General features: G+C 59.7%; 21 protein-coding genes and 1 pseudogene. 4 read left to right on the top strand and 18 right to left on the bottom strand.

Features of this window, described 5'->3' with window-relative positions:
• Positions 1-71: 71 nt before the first annotated feature.
• On the top strand, positions 72-1,163 hold the full coding sequence (gene ychF / locus FZZ88_RS06215; protein WP_166017314.1) for a redox-regulated ATPase YchF: 1,092 nt from the start codon (positions 72-74) through the stop codon (positions 1,161-1,163).
• A 150-nt stretch (positions 1,164-1,313) separates the two neighbouring features.
• Complete coding sequence (locus FZZ88_RS06220) at positions 1,314-2,081, top strand: hypothetical protein (RefSeq protein WP_166017313.1); 768 nt, start codon at positions 1,314-1,316, stop codon at positions 2,079-2,081.
• A gap of 46 nt (positions 2,082-2,127) precedes the next feature.
• Here FZZ88_RS06220 and FZZ88_RS06225 read toward each other — a convergent pair whose 3' ends face one another.
• Positions 2,128-3,279 (bottom strand): hypothetical protein, encoded by a 1,152-nt coding sequence (locus tag FZZ88_RS06225; protein ID WP_166017312.1) that lies wholly within the window; start codon positions 3,277-3,279, stop codon positions 2,128-2,130.
• 96 nt (positions 3,280-3,375) lie between these two features.
• Positions 3,376-4,590 (bottom strand): MFS transporter, encoded by a 1,215-nt coding sequence (locus tag FZZ88_RS06230; protein WP_230332846.1) that lies wholly within the window; start codon positions 4,588-4,590, stop codon positions 3,376-3,378.
• Between the two features lie 65 nt (positions 4,591-4,655).
• Between FZZ88_RS06230 and FZZ88_RS06235 the strand changes: the two genes are divergently transcribed.
• The gene (locus FZZ88_RS06235) at positions 4,656-6,302 is read left to right on the top strand and encodes an alpha/beta fold hydrolase (protein WP_226423689.1); all 1,647 of its coding nucleotides are present in this window, start codon (positions 4,656-4,658) and stop codon (positions 6,300-6,302) included.
• Here the strand turns inward: FZZ88_RS06235 and FZZ88_RS06240 are convergent.
• From FZZ88_RS06240 to FZZ88_RS06300, 13 genes are all read right to left on the bottom strand, one after another.
• The gene (locus FZZ88_RS06240) at positions 6,296-7,315 is read right to left on the bottom strand and encodes an ABC transporter permease (protein ID WP_166017310.1); all 1,020 of its coding nucleotides are present in this window, start codon (positions 7,313-7,315) and stop codon (positions 6,296-6,298) included. The two genes, FZZ88_RS06235 and FZZ88_RS06240, sit on opposite strands and share 7 nt — an antisense overlap.
• A complete protein-coding gene (locus FZZ88_RS06245) occupies positions 7,315-8,922 on the bottom strand; it encodes an ABC transporter substrate-binding protein (RefSeq protein WP_370520010.1) in 1,608 nt (535 codons plus the stop codon). Before FZZ88_RS06245 ends, FZZ88_RS06240 begins: the two co-directional genes overlap by 1 nt.
• 41 nt (positions 8,923-8,963) lie before the next feature.
• Positions 8,964-9,137 carry a hypothetical protein gene (locus tag FZZ88_RS06250; RefSeq protein WP_370520009.1) on the bottom strand — a complete coding sequence of 58 codons (174 nt, stop codon included), beginning with the start codon at positions 9,135-9,137 and terminating at the stop codon, positions 8,964-8,966.
• Between the two features lie 164 nt (positions 9,138-9,301).
• Complete coding sequence (locus FZZ88_RS06255; RefSeq protein ID WP_166017309.1) at positions 9,302-10,609, bottom strand: homoserine dehydrogenase; 1,308 nt, start codon at positions 10,607-10,609, stop codon at positions 9,302-9,304.
• Positions 10,610-10,668: 59 nt separating this feature from the next.
• A complete protein-coding gene (locus FZZ88_RS06260; RefSeq protein WP_166017308.1) occupies positions 10,669-11,091 on the bottom strand; it encodes a SufE family protein in 423 nt (140 codons plus the stop codon).
• Positions 11,092-11,098: 7 nt separating this feature from the next.
• Positions 11,099-11,518, bottom strand: a complete 420-nt coding sequence (locus FZZ88_RS06265) for a hypothetical protein (RefSeq protein WP_226423688.1) — start codon at positions 11,516-11,518, stop codon at positions 11,099-11,101.
• A gap of 35 nt (positions 11,519-11,553) precedes the next feature.
• Positions 11,554-12,102 carry a 5-formyltetrahydrofolate cyclo-ligase gene (locus tag FZZ88_RS06270; protein WP_166017306.1) on the bottom strand — a complete coding sequence of 183 codons (549 nt, stop codon included), beginning with the start codon at positions 12,100-12,102 and terminating at the stop codon, positions 11,554-11,556.
• The gene (gene ruvC, locus FZZ88_RS06275) at positions 12,099-12,563 is read right to left on the bottom strand and encodes a crossover junction endodeoxyribonuclease RuvC (protein ID WP_166017305.1); all 465 of its coding nucleotides are present in this window, start codon (positions 12,561-12,563) and stop codon (positions 12,099-12,101) included. Before ruvC ends, FZZ88_RS06270 begins: the two co-directional genes overlap by 4 nt.
• Positions 12,564-12,581: 18 nt before the next feature.
• The gene (gene bchI / locus FZZ88_RS06280) at positions 12,582-13,670 is read right to left on the bottom strand and encodes a magnesium chelatase ATPase subunit I (RefSeq protein WP_115025395.1); all 1,089 of its coding nucleotides are present in this window, start codon (positions 13,668-13,670) and stop codon (positions 12,582-12,584) included.
• 20 nt (positions 13,671-13,690) lie between these two features.
• A complete protein-coding gene (locus tag FZZ88_RS06285; protein ID WP_166017304.1) occupies positions 13,691-15,043 on the bottom strand; it encodes a DUF3370 domain-containing protein in 1,353 nt (450 codons plus the stop codon).
• Positions 15,040-16,188, bottom strand: coding sequence for a serine hydrolase (locus tag FZZ88_RS06290; protein ID WP_166017303.1), 1,149 nt, complete (start codon positions 16,186-16,188; stop codon positions 15,040-15,042). Before FZZ88_RS06290 ends, FZZ88_RS06285 begins: the two co-directional genes overlap by 4 nt.
• A 28-nt stretch (positions 16,189-16,216) precedes the next feature.
• Positions 16,217-16,963, bottom strand: coding sequence for an RNA methyltransferase (locus FZZ88_RS06295; protein WP_166017302.1), 747 nt, complete (start codon positions 16,961-16,963; stop codon positions 16,217-16,219).
• 9 nt (positions 16,964-16,972) lie between these two features.
• Positions 16,973-17,377, bottom strand: a complete 405-nt coding sequence (locus FZZ88_RS06300; RefSeq protein WP_170951260.1) for a cytochrome c — start codon at positions 17,375-17,377, stop codon at positions 16,973-16,975.
• Between the two features lie 56 nt (positions 17,378-17,433).
• On the opposite strand from FZZ88_RS06300, the gene petG reads away from it, so the two are divergent.
• Positions 17,434-17,550 (top strand): cytochrome b6-f complex subunit V, encoded by a 117-nt coding sequence (gene petG, locus FZZ88_RS06305; RefSeq protein ID WP_071823076.1) that lies wholly within the window; start codon positions 17,434-17,436, stop codon positions 17,548-17,550.
• Positions 17,551-17,566: 16 nt separating this feature from the next.
• Here petG and rsmD read toward each other — a convergent pair.
• The 3 genes and pseudogenes from rsmD to trxA form a co-directional block, all read right to left on the bottom strand.
• A pseudogene (gene rsmD, locus FZZ88_RS06310) lies at positions 17,567-18,100 on the bottom strand (16S rRNA (guanine(966)-N(2))-methyltransferase RsmD); the annotation flags it as partial.
• Complete coding sequence (gene hisH, locus FZZ88_RS06315; protein WP_166017300.1) at positions 18,097-18,738, bottom strand: imidazole glycerol phosphate synthase subunit HisH; 642 nt, start codon at positions 18,736-18,738, stop codon at positions 18,097-18,099. The gene hisH and the pseudogene rsmD, both read right to left, overlap by 4 nt.
• 26 nt (positions 18,739-18,764) lie before the next feature.
• A complete protein-coding gene (gene trxA / locus FZZ88_RS06320; protein WP_006851354.1) occupies positions 18,765-19,088 on the bottom strand; it encodes a thioredoxin in 324 nt (107 codons plus the stop codon).
• Positions 19,089-19,222: the final 134 nt, after the last annotated feature.

Raw genomic sequence — 19,222 nt, forward strand, 5'->3', positions numbered from 1 at the left:
GAGCGCAAGGACTGCAGCATGGGCCCACAAAACTTCACAACAGTCTCGCCGTTGGCCGGTAGATTCCGCCGATGCTCAAAGCCGGAATTGTCGGATTGCCCAATGTGGGCAAGTCCACCTTGTTCAACGCATTGGTGGCCAATGCCCAGGCGCAGGCTGCCAATTTTCCGTTCTGCACGATCGAACCCAATGTCGGCAGCGTGGCAGTCCCTGATGAGCGGCTGGATCGGCTAACCGAACTCAGCAAGAGTCAGAACACCATCCCGACCCGAATGGAGTTCGTGGATATTGCTGGATTGGTGAAAGGTGCCAGCCAGGGCGAAGGTCTGGGCAACAAGTTTTTGGCCAACATTCGTGAGGTTGACGCGATCGTTCACGTGATCCGTTGTTTCGAGGACGATGACGTCATTCACGTCTCGGGGTCCGTTGGACCGTCCCGAGATGCGGAGGTGATCAACCTGGAGCTGGGTCTGTCTGACCTGGCCCAGATCGAAAAGCGACGGGAGCGTCTGAAGAAGCAGATGCGTACCAGCAAGGAAGCACAGCTCGAGGATGCTGCGTTGGAGCGGATTCAGTCTGTGCTCGAGAACGGTGGCGCTGCTCGCAATGTCGAGCTGGCGGATGAGGAGGCTGCCTTGATCAAGCCTTTGGGGCTGTTAACCGCCAAGCCGATCATCTATGCCACCAATGTGAGCGAAGAGGATCTTGCCGATGGCAATTCTTTCTGCACGGAGGTGCTTGAGCTGGCTGCCAAAGAAGGGGCCGAAACGGTGCGGATTTCAGCGCAGGTCGAAGCTGAGCTGATCGAACTGGGTGACGACGAGCGCACTGATTACCTCGAAGGTTTGGGGGTAACTGAAGGAGGTCTGCAAAGCCTGATCCGCGCCACCTATCGGTTGCTTGGGCTGCGCACGTACTTCACCACCGGTGAGAAGGAAACCCGGGCCTGGACGTTCAAGGCTGGGATGACAGCGCCGCAGGCTGCTGGGGTGATCCACACCGACTTCGAGCGCGGCTTCATTCGAGCTCAGACCATCGGTTGGAACAAGCTCTTGGAAGCAGGATCACTGGCGGAAGCACGCAACAAGGGTTGGCTGCGCAGTGAAGGAAAGGAGTATGTGGTGGACGAGGGTGATGTGATGGAGTTTTTGTTCAACGTTTAGGGATTGGTTGATGCCTCGTTAATGGGGTCTTTCGGATTGAGATTGTTCTCATTGCCTGAAGATGTTGCAGCGATATTCTTCCGGTTTCTTCTCGTGTTCGGGCAGATCTCGCAACTCTGAATACAATTCGCTCAATCTTTGCTTCGGGTCATGCCTTTTGGATTGCTTGCGGTGACTCCATGGCTGGTGGGAGTTGTCCTAAGCAGCTCCTCGAATGAGGCCTCTGTTCTTGTTGCTCAGTCTGTGAATCAAGAGATTCACAATCGATGCTTGGAGGCAAAGGACTATGCGGGCTGTGTGCAATCCAACAGCGGGCAATTCCCTGCTGGTATGGGAGGTTCAGATGAAAGTCGGGATTCAGGACTGAAGGAGAACTGTTCTGCCGACAATGTCTGTGTTGCGAAGCCAGGAACAGATCAACTTGGTTTTCCCAAAGTGGTTGGTTGGAAGTACAAGTATTGGCCGTCCAGTAATGCGGTGCGGTATTGGAAGATGCCACCGATGCGAGTGCCTCACAAGGGCCAGCCGGATCGATACGTTGCCTTGAATTATATTGAACATTATTATCAACAGCCCATTGCTGCTACTGCTGGGTATTACGTAGAGACTTCGCCAAAAAAGAAGACTTGTCTTCCCACCTTTGGTGGTGGAACTTGGATCAATGGACAGTGGAAGCCCAACCCTGCTGGAAAAACATGCACGACAACTGAAGCGCAAAAATCCTGGGTTCCTGGCACTCCAGCTGTGGTGGGAGGCCCTCGTTCAATGTCTTGGGTTCAGGTTTTTGATTGCAAAGACAAGACGAAAGCTCAGTATGTGAATGGAAGATTGAGGGGTAATTGGCCATCAATGAATGGTGGCGACAAGGATTTTTGCTTGGATAGGTCTGAGTTGAAGGCCTTGGGTATGAAGCTCTGAAAAAAAATAATTTTGGCTGTGTCAACTGCTCTGGCGCGACTTAATTCTAGTCAAGCCTCAATATCTGTTGAAGATGATTTTTCATGTTCCCTGGGGTTGATTTATATGTTTTCCTGTCAATCCTTCTTTGGATTTGTTTGAGCAGCTTGTGGGCGATTCCATGCATGTATATTTCGTTTTCAATCGATCCTGGGGTGTAGGTCGACCGCCTGCGTTGCGCTGTTTGATTGGTTGTGGAGAACGCCTCCTCCCAATCGCAGTTCCATGCTGCTTTTGCAAACTTGTTATTGTTTGCCTCGAAGTGTTTGGTGACTATCTTCGAGAGTTTGCGTGAATATCCCCAGAAGGATGGATCGCGCCAGAACCTTCGTTGCTCTTCTCTAAGAATGATCTGAGAGGAATTTTCGATCGTTTTTGGGGATATCTTGTTCTCTTTAAGAAGTTGGCTGACCAATCGGGCAAGCCAAACGCCTCGGGTTCCTGGGCTGCGGTTGTAGTGGCGCTGGGGGCATTGTTTCCAGGACAGAGCTGTCGATAGGTTGATGGCAAGAATGAACTGCTCGAAAGGATCCAGACCCCCTTGGCGGAACGGAAGAAAGCTCACCTTCAGGCCTTTGTCTCTCGCTTTGAGTAAAGGCTGGAAATAACTCCAGAAATCAAAGACATCCTGACGACGTTCGATTTTGCCTCGCTTGGTTTTCTCGTTCTGGAGCCTTCCCTTTAAGGCATCGTCAACAAACTGCTCAAAGGTTTGGTGGTGGTAAAACCGCCGCAGTGAATAGATGTATCGCGAGTTGATGTAGTCGAGCTGGCTGCGGATGAAAATCACAATGTGAAGCTCATATCCTGCTGCATCCGCCATCGCCTCAAGTTGACGGATGCAGTCGGGATCGGTGAGGGGTACGGCGAATTGCTCCGCACTGAGAAGGCGATGCGATCCCTCCGGTTGTTGCTTGAAGAAAGCTTTCCATCGTCTGCTCCTCTGTTTGCACAGCTCAGCCGCGAGTTTTTTCGGTTTGGGCTTGTAGTCCTCTGGGTCCTGCAAGCTCACGCCTTGGCTCCTTAGGAGATCACGATTGCGGTGCAGCCGTTCTTGGATGTAGGTCGAGGCTGTTTTGTGCGTGCCGGCATGCACGATCAGCTGAGGCCGTTGGATCCGTCGGGGCTGGCTGCCCTCGCCTGATGTTTTTTCCGTCATGGCTGATCTCAATCCTTCGAATGCCCGATGGGTGGCCTTCGACCGTCGCTTGCGTTCATTCTTGCCTCGCTATTGAACGATCAAAGGCGCTGGCTGTTACTGCCGAAGATGGCCTGGACTGCCTGCCACAGCATCGAGGCGCTGTTGCTTTTTCCCAGGGCGGGGTACATCGATATTCGTTGCTGTCGCTCGATACCGCGGCTTCAGGCTGCGAAGGGTCGGGAGCACGACAAGGCAAGCTCCTCCCATCAATAACCAGAGCACGAGGCCGTTGCTCTGAAGATCCAATAAGGCTCCTCCAGCGAGGGGCGCCACGATGGCGCTGATGGCGAAGCACTGGGAAAACAGTGCCATGGCCAAACCACGGCGTTCCGGTGGAGTCTCTTCAATGACCGCTTCTGTGGCTGTGGGAAGGAACGCGGCCTGGGCGAACGCCATCGGCAGCAGAGCTGCCAGAACGAGTGCTGTTCCGCTTTCAAAAAGGGACGAAAGAGCGATCAAACCGCAGCCAACACTGAATCCCGCAAGGCTCAGGCCCAGACCGAAGGCAACGCTGCGCTCCGCCAGCCAACGACCCACCGGCCACTGCAGGCTCACTAGCAGGGTCAACTGCAGAGCGATTAGGGCACTGCTGTGGCTTTCGCTCAGGGCCGGTCTCAAGAGCCCCCCGCGTACCAGATCTAGTGGAAGTGCACTCTGTTGAAGAGCAAGGATTCCTGTCGCCACCACGCTGATCACCAGCACCGGCAACAGGGGAAGCAACCAGGGCAGACGGGAGGTTGACAGTTGATCTCCAGGTTCTGGGCTGTTACCGCTGAGGTCGCGATATGGCGGGCCGTCTTGGAGCGGATGAAGGCTGATCAGCACCAGGACGGCTCCCATGCACACCGCCTCAACGCTGTACACCGTCCGCAAGGTGCCCAGGGTTGCGGCAGCGGTTCCGATCAACGTTCCGATGCCGATGCCGAGAGCATCGGCGCTGCGCACCAGGGCGTACCCCCTGCCTGAAGGCAAGCTTCCGCAACTCAAGGGAACGGCCAATTCGATCGCAGGCCAATACAAACCAGCTGCACAGCCGAGCAGAAGTTGTCCAATTAGGTAGCTGTTGTAGTTGTCGGCCTGCAGCAAGATCAGATCCGCAGCAATCGCCAACAGCGTTGTTCCCCTGACTGGCCACGAGCAACGGATGCCTCGATCGAGCAGTGCACCGCTCAGAAGACGCACCACTGTGCCAATCAGGGCTGAGACGGCCAGCCCACTGCCAACCTCACGCGCAGAGAAATCGATCGCATGGAAGATCAGTGGTGTCATAAACATCACTCCGCCTGCACCGATGGAGGCCAGGAACCTCAGTCGGGTGACATTTCTCAGAGGTGATGGAAACTGGTTCCACCACCGCAGAGGGTCAGGCGTTGCTGCGCGGACGCTTAACAGGACGATGCATCGCGATGGGCTTGGTGGGCAGTCTGCTGCTCAGCACGGGTGGATCGTGGCCTGTTCGCTCCACAGAAAACGTGGAGGTCAAGATCGATGGCGTGGTTTTACCTGTTTCCGTTGAGGAACTCAGTGCCTTTGTGCGGTCACCAGAAGGTGATCCATCGCAGTTCTCCCGATCGGAGCTGTCCACCTGGATGCGTCTTCTTGCTCCCGAAAGCAAAGAAGGGCTGATTCGTCTGCTCAAGGCTCCGGTTCTCTCCCAGCGCAGCCTCGGGCGTCAGATGCTCAGCAGCTGGGGAGCCGGTCCCCTTCTGGATGCGCTGGGGGAATTGATTCGGGTGGAAGACGGAGGGCGTATTAACAGTGCGCTGGTTCTTTCCACGCTCGAACTGCTGCTTGAACAGCAGGAGACCGTTTCGACATTGGATTTGCTGGAGGCTTTGCCAACCCAGCAGCTGCGTTTGGATCTCGATGCGCTCGTGGGTGCAGCCAATCGCTGGAGGCTGGAACTGAAGCGACATCACAGGCTGATGAACTCGCTTGGCCTGAAAGAAGCGCGTTTGCAGCCTCTCCCCCCAGGTGAGCGTTCGCCCTTGCCAGACGGGTCCCGTCCGTCAACTCTGTCCGTCGGCCATCGTCAGCGTCCATTGCAACTGGAACGCTGGATCCCCCAGTCGCCCCGTGACGATCGGACCTGGGTCTTAATTATGCCCGGCCTAGGCGGGGATCCCAATCACTTCCACTGGCTTGCTCGCTCGCTGATGAAGGCGGGCTGGCCTGTGGCGTTGCTTGAGCATCCCGGCAGTGATGCCACTGCCGTTCAGGCGTTGCTCGAGGGGCGTCAGTCGTTTGACGGCGCTGAGGTGCTGCAGCAGCGGCTGGCTGATCTTGAAGCGGTGCTTGATGCGCAACGACAGGGTGACTTGAACATCCCCGGAGACGAGGTCGTGCTGATAGGGCACTCCCTGGGAGCTTTGACAGCGCTGCTGGCCAGTGGGGCGGCAGTGGTGCCCGGGATGGATCAGCGCTGTGAAGGGGCGTTGGCTGGCTTGCCCCTCACCAACCTCTCGGAATTGCTCCAGTGCGAACTCGCTGCAGGGCGCGTGCTCGAAGGCAATGCGATGCTTCCGCTCCCTCGGGCGGTGGTGGGGCTCAACAGCTTTGGTGGTTTGATCTGGCCCCACCGCTCCAGCCAGGCGTTATCCCTTCCCCTGCTCCTGGTCGGTGGCACGCTCGATCTGATTACCCCTGCTTTGGATGAGCAGGTGGCTCTCATGGTCGGACTGTCGCAGCATCCCGCCAGCAGGGTGGTTGTTGTTGAGGGGGCCAGTCACTTTTCGCCGATTCGTGTGGATGGCCAGGAGTCGGCCTCGCAAGGGGACGATCTCTTTCGCTTAGGTGAGGAGCTGGTGGGGGTCAATCCCCTCAGCGTGCAACGGGTGATTGCCTTTGAAGTCATCGGCTTCCTCAATTCCCTCAGCGCCGCGCCATCCCGCCAGGACTCTCTTCACCTCAAGGATTCCACCTCAATGACGCGGTGGCATCGCTTGGAGCGTCGGCGGGCTTTGGACCTGATGGGTCAGTAACGCACGCGCGGATCGAGGGCAGCCACCAGCAAGTCAACGGCAACACTCACCAGCACCACCAATGCGGCGATCACCACCACGATCCCTTGAACGACGGGGTAGTCCCTTTGGTTAATGGCTTCCTGTAGGCGTAGGGCGATGCCAGGCCAGGAGAAGGTGACTTCAATCAGCAGGGCTCCACCGATCAACGAAGCCACCGTGATGCCGGCGATGGTGAGCACCGGTAGCAAGGCGTTTGGGAGCCCGTGGCGCAGGATGACCTGACGCTCACTCAGGCCACGGCTGCGCGCCGCTTCCACGTAGTCGCCGCGCAGGGTGCGTCGCAGGTTCAGACGCAATGCTGTTGTGAAGGTTCCGCTGAGAAGCAGTGCCAGGGTTCCTGCGGGCAGGATTAAGTGACGCACGGTGCCCCGGAACGCTGCCCAGTTGCTCTGAAGCGCGCTGTCAAGAAGGAAAAAGCCGCTTCCATCAGGGGGAAGAAGACTGGGTGGGAATCGCCCGCCCACCGGCAGCCACCCCAGGCTGACGGCGAACACCAATTGCACCAGCATGGCGACCCAGAAGGGCGGCAGTGCATAGGTGCCCAGTCCGTAAAGGCGGCCGGCAAGATCAAGGCTTCCTTCCGGTCTGGCGATGCCGCTGAAGCCAACGCTCAGCCCGACCACAGCGGCCATCACCAGTGCGATGACGCTCAGCTCCAGGCTGGCGGGCAAGGTTTTGCCGATGATCGTCCGCACTGGCTCCTGGTTGATCAGGGCCTGTCCCAGGTCTCCATGGAGTAAACCGTTGAGATAGCTGAGGTACTGATCCAGCAACGACTGATCCAGTCCCAGCCGAGCACGCATGGCGGCTTTGGCTGCAGCTGGCGCCCTGCTGCCGAGCACCGCATCCACAGGATCCCCAGGGGCGACGCGCAGCAACAGGAAAACCAGACTGGCGATCAGCCACAACATCAAAGGCGCCAGAGCAAGGCGGGTGGCGCTGTAGCGGGCTAGGTCTCGGGCACGTCCCATTAGTTGTTTGTCGTTCCTTCGAATCGGCGCTCCAGTTCAGAGAGCATCAACTGACCACTGCCATCAAATTTTGGAGGGCTGAGGCTCAGTTGGGCCCAGGCTCGAGGTGAATCCAGCCAGACGGGGATGTAGGCGGCACCGTTGGCCGAGAGATGTTCCACGCGATCCAGGGCCTTACGACGTGGTTCGTCAGCCAGCGTGTCAGTTTCCAGAAGAGCGGTCTGCAGACCGGGCGCACTCCAGAAGCTGCCGCTGATTGCCGCTTCCCCATCGACACAGCTATCTCCCTTCACCGATGTGCAGCTCAACAGCGGCGTCAGATACGCCTCAGGGTCGGGGTAACTGCCACGCCAATCCAGCATCACGGCTTTGAAGGCACCCTCTCCCAGTTGGCGGTATATGGTTGTGGACTCAACGCCATCCAGATCCAACACCAGGCAGTCGGGGAGGTCACGTTGCACCTGGGCCTGCCAGGTGAGGGCTAGCAGTTTGTCGGCGGGCACATTGGAGCGGAAGGTGAGCGGAAAGCGCAGGGGGCGGCCGTTGCAGTAACCAGCAGTCCGGAGCAGTTCGCGGGCCTGGTTGGGGTTGTGTTTCGGCCATGAGGCCAGGGCTCCGCCGGGAAGACTGGGGGGCACGAGCGCCCGAAGCGGACGGCGGAGGCCGTAGCTCACCCGCTCACTGATCTCTGTTCGGTTGAGACTGACGGCCAGGGCACGTCTCAGGTTGGGGTCCTGGAATGGATCCTGGTTGCTCAGCAAGGTGATGTAGCCGATCTCCATCGCCGGGCCAACGGACTCGTGCAGTTTTCCTGCGATGGCCTGTTGATGCAGGGTGTGGCGTTGGTCTTCGTCAATGGAGGCTGAGAGCAGCAGATCCACCTCGCCACTGCGCAAAGCCCCGTACAGCGCCGTGGAGTTGCTCAGCGTGATCAGATCCAGCCCGTTGTTGCGTGGTGCTTTTCCCCAGTACTGGCCAAAGGGTTCCAGCCTTTGTTGATGTTCGCTGAAGCGGGTCAGCTTGTAGGGGCCTGTTCCCACGAAGCGGTCATGCAAAAACCGGTCCTGGTGACTGCTGTAGGCCTTCGGTGAAATGGGGGTGAGGTTGATGGACGTCAGCAAGCCCTGCAGGGATGTGGAGGGGCGACTCAGGCGCAGCCGCAGGGTGTGGGTGTCGGCTTCCTCCACCGAAGCAATGCGATCGCCCACCACGTAGCTGAGGGTCCCAATGTTGAGGAAGCGCCGCAGGCTGAAGGCCATGGCTGCGGAATTAAACGGCGTTCCGTCGTGGAAGTGCACATCGGTGCGCAGCGGAATCGTGACGGTGCGACCGTCATCGCTCAGGACGGGAGCCGATGCCGCCAGGCGTGGCTCCAGCGATCCATCACGCTTGAGGCGGTAAAGCGGATCTCCCAGGGCGCTGATCAGTTGCGTGGCACTGAGGGTGCTGGCCTGAGCTGGATCGAGAGAACTGATCCGTCCTGCTGATGCAACCGTGATGCGGGTGGTCTGGGGTGGTGCCTGACACCCCATCTGAGCGAGAGATAGAACGAGCCCTATGAGCACCCCACCGCACGTCCGTGTCGTGGGGCGATCGGTGCGCTTCAAAGGGCCTCGGGCATCATCTGGTCGGCCTATTCAACAGCGAGTTAGCCGACCTGGCGAATCCGCTCCATGGAGATTTCGAACACAGGTGAACCCTCGCTTCTCTGTAGAGGCCAGCGGCGGACCCAACAGCGATCGTGGTCACCATCCACGCCGATGACCTGATACGTGTTGTCGTCACTGTCCAGGTTGACGCAATCCCCTTGGTGCACAGTCATCGGGTTGATCCCCTCCTGCAGAGAGCAGCCTTGACCCGGGACCGAACAGATGAGGTTCTGCATGAACCGTTTCGTGCACAAATCCGTGGATCCGGACCTGTGCTGTGAAAGTTCTTGACATTCTGACGTATGCCCGGACCCATCCGCCAGTTCAGCTGCTCTCCCTAGAGGGAGCCGAGATGAGCGGCCAGGCCTAAAACCTCAGGAAGGGCCTGGATCGCTTCGAGGGCCTCATCCATCTGGCGTTGACTCACTTCATGAGTGATCACAACGATTTCGGCTCCGGCGTCACTCGCATTGAATTGAACGATCGACTGGATGGAGACCTTGCGCTGGCCAAAGCAACCGCCGACATTACCGATGACGCCAGGCGCATCTTTTGTCTTAAAACGCACGTAATGGCGTTGGCGAATATCGCCTGAATCGACAAGGGCGCAGGGCCGCCAGCTGCCCGCAGCCAGTAGGGGGTCCACCTTGCCGGGGCCGTCGCTGGCCTGGCGAATTCCGGCGATGTTGAGAATATCGGCAACCACCGCAGATGCCGTCGGTCCAGCCCCCGCTCCAGGGCCATAGAACATCACCCGGCCGATCGGATCACCTTCCACAAGGATGGCGTTGTTCACACCGTTCACGCCCGCTAGGGGGTGATCCTTGGGAACGAGCGTGGGCTGCACACGCAGCGAGAGCGGCAGCGGATCGCCACTGGCTGCCATGCGCTCAGCCACAGCCAGCAGCTTCACGCCGTAGCCAAGCTGGTTGGCGTAATCCACATCCACACCCTGGAGGCCACTGATCCCTTCGGTGGGAACGGCGGCGCGCTCCACACTGCCGCCGAAAGCAAGGGTGGCCAGGATCGCGATCTTGTCGGCTGCATCGAGGCCATCCACATCCGCTGCCGGGTCGGCTTCGGCATACCCGAGGTCTTGGGCATCCTTGAGCACCGCGTCGTAGGCGGCTCCCTCCTCAGCCATCCTGGTGAGGATGTAGTTGGTGGTGCCATTGATGATGCCGCTGACGCGGTTGATGCGGTTGCCACCAAGGGACTGCTTCAGCGGCTCAATGATGGGAATCCCCCCACCGACGGCGGCTTCGATCAGCACGTACACCCCGGCGGCTGCAGCGGCTTCAGCGATTTCCTGGCCGTGGCGTGCGATCACGGCCTTGTTGGCGGTCACCACGGATTTGCCTGCTGCGATTGCCTGAAGAATCAGGCTGCGGGCTGGTTCCAGGCCACCGATCACCTCCACCACAACGTCCACCGCCGGGTCCTGAATCACTGCCGATGGATCGGTAGTGAGCAGGCTCTCGTCCAGGACCACGGGGCGGGGCCGGCTCAGATCGCGGACGGCAACCCGGATCAGCTCAAGTTCATTGACAAGCGGGTGGCGTTCGCCGGGACTCTGGAGGATCGAAGCCACTCCCCCGCCAACCGTGCCCAGCCCCAGCAGACCCACGCCGACCTTTGCTGCCATTCCCTCTAATCCGTGTTGGAACAATTTTGAGCGACTCTATGTATGTGCGTGATTTCGCTTTAGTTCTCCAACTGCCTGGCCTGTTCCTGCATGGCCAGAAGGATGTTGAGGAAGCCATTGGCGCGCGAAGGCGTCAGGCTGGCCTGAAGACCAGTCGCAGCAATAAAGGCCGGGTCCACCGCCTGCACCTCGGCCGGGGTCAGCCCACCCAGACCCTGGATCAACAAGGCCAGCAGCCCTTTGGTGATCAGAGCATCGGAGTCTCCCCGCCAGCGCATCACCCCGTCATCCAGGGCGCCCCGCACAAAAACCTGAGACACACACCCCTTCACTTTGATGTCTTCGGTTTGCTCTTCTGCCGGCATAGGAGCGAGCTTTTTTGCCAGCCAGAGCACGTATTCGTAGCGGCGTTTTGGATCAGCAGTGCCGCCCAATCGCTCCACCATCCGGTCGAGGGCATCACTGCCAGTGCTAGTTGCCATGGCGGGCTCAGTCGTTTCGACGTCGCACGCTAACCAGCAGCCCCACCAACACCAGGCTGAAGGGGAACACGACCACCTCGTTCAGATTCACGGCGCCATCGTGAACCGGGAGCTCCAGGTAGTCGCGGTGGCCCGGACCACCGTCCACCTGAAGATCGACGGTGCCGTTGACCACCGTGCTGAGATCGAGGCTGAGGCGTCCGTCTGCATCGGTACGGCCCAGTTCTTGCCCCGGGGTGCCATCGGCATTGAGCAATCGCACAACGGCTCCTTGGGTGGGTTCCCCGTTGGAAAAGTTGCTGCTCAGTTGTAGATCACCATCGAGATAGTGCAGAGCGCTTTCGATCTGATGGGCTTTGGCGGGAGCCAGAACCGTGCCTTGAAGAACCGCGCTGAGTAGGACCAGTGGAGTCAGCAGACGCAGCATGGAAGTGCGATCAATGGAGCCCATGATGCGGTTAGTCAGGCTGGCCGACCAGCACCCTGCTCCGTGATCCACCCTGTGAAAGGAAGATCCCAGGGATCGCGGGGCAGCAGTTCGGTCGCTATGCAGGCCGAGGGCAGCACCACCCAGGCTGGTGTGGTGGCCCAAGCGGGATCAGCCCTGAGACGGTCGTAGTAACCACCGCCATAGCCCAGGCGGATTCCATCGCGGTCAATCGCTAGCGCCGGCACCAGCATCAGCGCCAATTGATCGGGCCGAAGAGCCTCTCCCTCGGCGGGCGCAGGAATGCCGCAGCCATCCGGCTGAAGAGGTTCTTTGGTCCAGCTCCGATAGATGATTCCTCCTTCGCCATCGGCGACCGGCAAGGCCAGCGGCGGATGGAGAACATCACGCAACGGACGTAAATCCGCCTCACCCGGTAGGGGCCAGTAGATCCCCACATATCCGTTGCCGCAGATTGACCTGCCGACCAGGTTCACCACCGCTTCCTGGATGGTGCGGGTGGCAACCTCTCCCAATTGGCGCTGCTCTCTGAAGTGATGGCGCAGCATCTGCTTTGCGCTCATCGCTGCAGCCACGCTGTCAGAGCGACCGCCAAGGCATCGGCCGCATCATCCGGCCTTGGTGGTTCATCCAGATTCAACTCCCGCATCACCGCCTCCAGGACTTCGTCTTTCTCGGCATGCCCAAACCCCGCCACGGCGAGTTTGATCTGCATGGGAGGGAATTCCACCATCGGGATCTTGAAGCGGGCCAGCGTCATGACCACGACTCCGCGTGCCTGAACCACGTTGATGGTGTTGCTCGATCGGTAAAAGAAAAACTTCTCCACGGCGGCCAGATCCGGTCGCCAGATCCGGATGAGTTGGCGCAGGTCACCAGCGATTTCAACCATTCGGTCACCATCCGAGCGACCCGGGTTGGTCTGGATGATGCCGCAGTCGAGCATGCGCTGGCATCCGTCGTCGATGTCGATCACCCCGTAGCCCACCCGGGCCAGGCCCGGGTCGATGCCGAGGATGCGCATGGGCTGATTGTGGTGGGATCAGGCGGCGAGGGCCAGTTCGAAATCAGCGCGATCGCTGCTCTCACTGCGTTCAAACACCTTGCAGAACACCTTGACCACACGGTCGCCGGAATCCACCTGTTCGAGGGGGTCTTTACGCAGACGGTGCCGCAGGCAGCAGGAGGCGACGCGGGCGACATCTTCTTCACTGACTTCGGTGCGCCCCTCGAAGGCGGCCAGGGCCCGGGCGGCCCTGTTGGTGACGATGTCACCCCGCAGGCCATCCACATCCAGCTCACCGCAGACGGCGGAAATGCGCAGGCGCAGATCGTCGTCGATGGTTACCTGGTCCAGGCGCTGCTGGGCTTCCACCACGCGTTGCTGAAGGGCATTCTGATTTCCCTCCACAGCTGTGCTGAAGCCATCGGGATCACTGTCAAAGGCGGTGCGTTGGTCCACCACCTGAACCCGCAGCTCTGGATCGCGCACGGTGCGCACCTCAACGCTCATGCCGAAGCGATCGAGCAGTTGGGGACGTAGCTCGCCTTCCTCCGGGTTGCCGGAGCCGATCAAGACGAAACGAGCGGGGTGGCGCACGGACACCCCTTCCCGTTCCACGGTGTTCCAGCCGGAGGCGGCCGAATCGAGCAGCACGTCGACAAGGTGATCGTCGAGCAGGTTCACCTCATCCACGTAGAGGAGGCCACGGTTGGCCTTGGCCAGCAAACCAGGCTCAAAGGCGCGAACACCTTCGCTCAGGGCTTTTTCGATATCGATGGTGCCGCAAAGACGGTCTTCCGTCGCACCTAGGGGGAGGTCCACCATTGGCACCTGCCGCGGCTCGGTGCTCAGGGTTTCCCCCTGTTGCATTCGCTCGCGCACCTCACTGCTCTGGAGGTCGGGATCGGTGGACGAACTGTTGTAGGGGTCACCAGCCACCACCTCGATGTCGGGCAGCAGATCCGCTAGAGCTCGGATCGTGGTGGATTTACCGGTGCCGCGGTCCCCCATGATCATTACGCCACCGATGCGTGGGTCGATCACGTTGAGAAGCAGGGCCAGCTTCATCTCCTCCTGACCGATCACTGCAGTGAAGGGGAAGACCCTGCGCTTCCGGGGTGCAGTCACGAGCAAATCTGTTGGCGTGCTCAGGATTGTTTCACAGGCTGCACAGTGAGGACCTGCGGCGGTGTGGCATCAGCGGGATAGATCAAGCGAACGCGCACTTGCTTGCCTTCCCCTGGTTTGAGCATCACCTGTCCAAGGGACGATCCCTGCTGACCCTGGCGCAACACAAGATGCTGCGTCTGGCGTCCCTGGGGAACACCCTTTGGATCCTCTAGACCCGTGGTCTGGATGGGCCCCCGGAACATGACCGGTCCGTTGAGGTCATCGCGGAAGCGCAGAAAGGAGGTTTGGCTGTTGCCTTTGAGGGGTGAATCCAGAGACAGTTGCAGCTTCACAGGGGCTGAACCTGTGTTCTTCAGGGGCAGGGTGAGGTCGTATTCCACCCCGTAGTTCCCATGGGCGGCCCAGGCTGTTCCGGGATAAAACCTCTCGAGCTCAGCGGTTTGAACCTGGTTGGTGGCGAGGGTTCCGCGTTCCAAACTGCTGATCGGCCATGAAATGGGTGCCTTAGGTGCGGCCAGAACAGTGCTCCCTGGGTCGGTTAAGCGCGCCCGCCAGCTGCTGCCGATCTGAACACCGCTCACCCGTGAATAGATGATCTTGCCTTTGCTGCCCCGAGGGGTGGGTTGATGCTCCTTGCTGCTCAAGCGTCGGCTTTTCAGCAGCTGAAGCCAGTGCTGATCGTTCGGAGCCTGTCCATCGTTTCCATGGGCAGCCAGGGTGGCTATCGCCACGGGGGCGGAGCTGTGGAACCGCAGTTGCAGATTGCGACCATTCAGCAGTGGGTCGAGACCTGCCACTGGAATGGGCAACAGCATCAGCCGTGTGGGTGAGCCTGGAGGAAGGGTCCAGCGACGGCTGGAGAGTTCCGCTGCGCTTCGACTTGCCAATAGATCTCCGGCGACGCGGCTGCCAGGTCCAGCGGCCACAACCTCGGTGGTCTCCTGCATCAGGCTCGGCAACGGCAGGAAGGGAGCTTGGGTTTGGCCTGGTTCCGTCGCTTGAGATAGTGAGGTGCTTCCCGAGAGCAGCTGCAGGGTCACCGGAGCGTCTCCCAGGGGAGCCGCTAGAACCGCCAGCCATAGAGTCGACGTTGGACTGCCTTCCACATCACCGGCATAGACGTGGTGGCTGAACAGGTCAAAGCGGCCGTTCAGCACAACGGGAATGGACGCTGCATCCCCATCTGGAAATGTTGAAATCAGGATGCCGTCGTTCTGAATGAGTTCGGGGTTGTTGTCGTTCACCATCAACACGCTGTCGAGGGCTCCCGGTAAGGGGCGAACGTTCTGCTGACGCTCAATCACCTCTGCAGAGACGGGCATCGCCGCAACACTCACCCAAGCGGCGGACAACAGAGCGGCGAGCTTCATGGTTGTGGAGGGGCAGGGTTGGGTTTCAAATGCGGTGCCATGGCGGCGGATAGCTGACGAATCAGTTCCGTGGATCTGGGGTCGTTGAAGGGGCCTTTCACCAGAAATCCCGCGATAGCGCGTCTGCCGTCCGGTAGTTCGATCAGACCGGCATCGGCGTAGGCAAGTCCGATGTCACCGGTTTTGTTGTAAACGCGGTAGCCCTTGCGGGCCAGGCTGTCGTCGGGTGCACCCTGAGCACCACCCAGGCCGCGCATCAAGCCCGTGGGTAGAAGGGTGTTGGTGACTGAAGTCCCCATCACCTCGCGAAATAGATCCCGGCTTCGGGGACCCAGGACCTCGCCGCTATCCACCAAAGCGATGGCACGGCTTAGATCGCGTGCACTTGTGGTGTTGGTTCCATCGAGATCCGGCAGCCAGTTGTTCACAACGGTTGCTGGGAGGTCCAGCGCCTGAAAGCGGGCATTGATCTGCTCCATTCCCCCCGCCCTGGCAATCATCAGATTGGTGGCGGAGTTGTCGCTGACCCGGATCATTTCTGTGGCGACCTCATAGGTGGGAAAGCGGCTGCCCAGCGGACGGGAGGCCATCCATCCGGCGCCTCCACCTACCAGCTCTTGGGTCAGCGTGAGGGGCTCGTTCCACTGAAGCGTTCCATGGTCCAGCAGTTCCAGCACTGCCATAAGGATCGGTGTCTTGATTGAACTGGCGGCTGGCATGGGGCGCTCCGCCTGCATGGCTGCAAAGCGACCGTCGTCCAGGATGAGCATGTAGGCGCTGGCCTGCAGATCGGTCTGTTGGTTGGCCAGTTCCACCCAGCGCTGGGATAAGGCCTTGATTTCCTGCTTTGGGGCAAATCGTGCCTGCTTAAGGACGTTCGCTGCTATCGGCGCAAGCTTCTCGTCCTTAGAGGCCTCCTCAATGGTTTGGGGCTCAACGGTTTCACCGAGCAGCGTTGTAATCACCGCTTGATTGGCGAGCCAGCTGGGCAGTGGAATCTCCTGCTGCTGCACGCGCGGTGCCAGGAGCCGGAGGCCCGTGCCTGTGAGCAGTCCCAGGCCGACTCCCATCAAGACAAGACGCAGGATGAGCCGAGCCGGCCCTCCCCAGCCTGCGGAGCGACGTGAAGAACGACTGTTGGTCAACCTTTCAGCCGTGACTATGCGGCAGAGATTAGGGGCGCTCGGTGCGGATGGCCCAGCGCAGTTGGCGCACCATGCCCCGCAGGAGAGCCACTTCCTCGGCGCGCACCGTCGCGCGTTGCAGCAGATCCTGCACTTTGGCCATGCGCGCTGAGGCGGTGTGCTCCAACAGAAAACCAGCCTCCAGCAGGAGGTCTGTTGCATCGTTCAGCAACGCTGACAGCGCTTTTGCGGCTGCCGGGTCAGGTGATGGGGGGGCGATGCTGCGAGCTTCTGTCTCCGCACTGTTGAGACGGGCTAACTCATGCAGAACCACAGCCACGGCATGGGACAGATTCAGGGAGGGATAGGCCTCTCCGCTTTGTAAACACAGAACTTTCTGGCAGAGCCTCAGCTCACTGTTGCTAAGGCCGCGGTCCTCCCTCCCGAACACAAGGGCCACGGGCGCCTTGGCGCTGGATGCGCTGCCATCGCTGGCCAACAGCCATCCAAGGGCCTGTTCAGGATCTTGTAGAGGAATCTCGCCGTGGTCCAGACGTCCGCAACTGCCCACGGTGCGTCGGCAGTCGTTGATGGCTGTGAGTAAGTCAGGAAATACCGCTGCGGCGTAAAGCAGCGATTGCCCATGAACAGCCATTTGCACGGCCTGCTCGCAGAGATGGTCACAGCGGGGGGACACGAGCCGCAGTTCGCTTACACCGAAATTGGCACAGAGCCTGGCCACGCTTCCAATGTTCAGAGGGCCGGCAGGCTCGACCAGCACAACGACGGCATTCAAGGCACCGGCTCAGCTGAGTGTGTGCAGGTAGGCCAGTAGGTCGGCCATCGATTGAGGCTCCATCTCAAAACTCGGCATGGGTGGTGTTTCGCCGCTGATGATCTGGTGAACCAAGGCTGGGTCCTTCACGTTGTTGCTGACGCCCTGCAGAGAAGGTCCGACCAGTCCTTGGCCGGCAAGACCGTGACAGCCCGCGCAATTGATGCGGAACAGCTGGCCGCCGTGGTCAACGGCACCCTGCAGTTCAAGGCTGGCCTTGATGTAGGGATCTCGCTGGGCACTCCCAAGAACCCAGAGCACCAGTACGACGCAAGCGGTCGCGGCCGAGACCACAAGAGCGGCGATCAGGCCGCGCCCTCGATCGGCCGAATCAGCATCAGCTGATTCGGCCGCAATTCGTGACGGCTGGACCACAGACCTTGAGTTCCAATGAGAGAATTCTGCTTAATTCTGATTGCTGACGCGACACCATGATCGAACCTCTGCTCTGCGGCATCGTTCTTGGTTTGATTCCCGTCACCCTGATGGGTCTGTTTGTGGCGGCTTGGAACCAGTACCGCCGCGGTGGCAGTGCTCTGGGGGGCTGAGCAGCAGCACGCCGCTGATGCCGTAGCGGCGCTGATCAAGAACAGACCAGCCGGAGCCCGCTACGGGATTCAGATTTGATCTGTGTTCGCAAACCACGAGAGAGTCGTGGTGAACCCAATTCCCTTGGGCGAGCGCATCAAGGCCTGGTTCATAGAGGCCTTGGTCGTAGGGAGGGTCGAAGTAGACGATGTCGAAGGGGTCTTGGCTCCAGCCTCTGCGCAGCCATCCGATCAGTTCTCGACGTTCTGTGCGCACTTCCGGCGTCGGTGAACAACCAGCAGCAACCATGCTGAGGTTGGCGCGACTGATGCGGATGCACTGTGGATCTTGGTCGACGGCCACCACACAGCGTGCACCCCGTTGCAGCGCCTCGCAGCCCATCACCCCACTGCCACTGCATAGGTCTAGCCAGCGGCAATTGTGCAAGCGCGGCGCGAGGATGTTCATCACCGCCTCACGGACTCGGGAGGTGGTGGGTCTTGTGGCGCGTCCTCCAGGGCTTTGCAGACGTCGACCACCGCTGAGCCGAAGTTGCCCGCCACCGCTCATCGGAAGGGCTCGGCCCCGCGCTGCAGCCAGGTCAACCAGCGTCGCAGCATTTGTTCTCCGGCATCAGACGACTTCTCCGGATGGAACTGACAGGCTCCTAACCGGCCTTTCCAGACAACAGCAGTGACCTCCTGATCGCCGAAGGCGGCCGTGGCTTTCAAGTCATTCCGATCGGTGGGAACTGCGGCGTAGCTATGGACGAAATACACCCATTCAGAGGGGACGTTGCTGTTGAGCAGTGGGCAATTGCCGTGATGCATTAACGGGGCCCAGCCCATGTGGGGGATCCGTTCACCGTTGCCGCTGGGGAGACGTTTCACCCGTCCGGCCAGGAGGCCGAGGCCGGGATCGCTTCCTTCGTCGCTGTGTTCGAACAGGAGCTGCAGGCCGAGACAGATCCCAAGCAAGGGGCGATTGTCATGCCCCCAGCGCAGCAAGTGGGGCACCAGCCCCGTGGCCCTGAGGTTGGCCATGGCGGGATCAAAAGCTCCTACCCCCGGCAGGATCAGAGCATCAATGCCATCGAGCTGGTCAGCGTCTTTGATCAGCCTGCAGCTTTCACCAAGACGCTCTAGGCACTTCTCCACTGAGTGGAGATTGCCCATGCCGTAATCGATCAACCCGAGGTTCAGACTCAACCGATCTCTCCGATCTGGAGACAGATTCAGAGGTATTTGGAGATGGTTCCCGACAGGGTTGCCTTGGGAACAGCGCCGACAACCGTGTCGACCTTCTGACCGCCCTTAAACACCATCAAGGTCGGAATGCTGCGGATTCCGTACTGACTGGCGACGTTGGGATTTTCGTCAGTGTTGAGCTTGAAGACTTTGATCTGTCCATCAAATTCTTTGGCAATCTCCTCGACGATCGGTGCCACCATCCGGCAGGGTCCACACCAGGGCGCCCAGAAGTCGACAAGAACCGGCACGTCGCTCTGGAGTACGTCCTGCTCGAAGGAAGCATCGGTAACGGCAGCGGCGCTAGACATATGAGCAGGAAGATTTAGGGAGAATTTAGCAACCGTTTCGAGCGAAAACACGGCCCTTCCCTGTCAAGAAGGGAACTTGTGACAGTCGCTCTCCATCAAGAGTGAAAGCCCGATCGCGCCGGGCCGGGGGGTGT

The sequence above is a fragment of the Synechococcus sp. PH41509 genome (assembly GCF_020514285.1).
GTDB lineage: Bacteria > Cyanobacteriota > Cyanobacteriia > PCC-6307 > Cyanobiaceae > Parasynechococcus.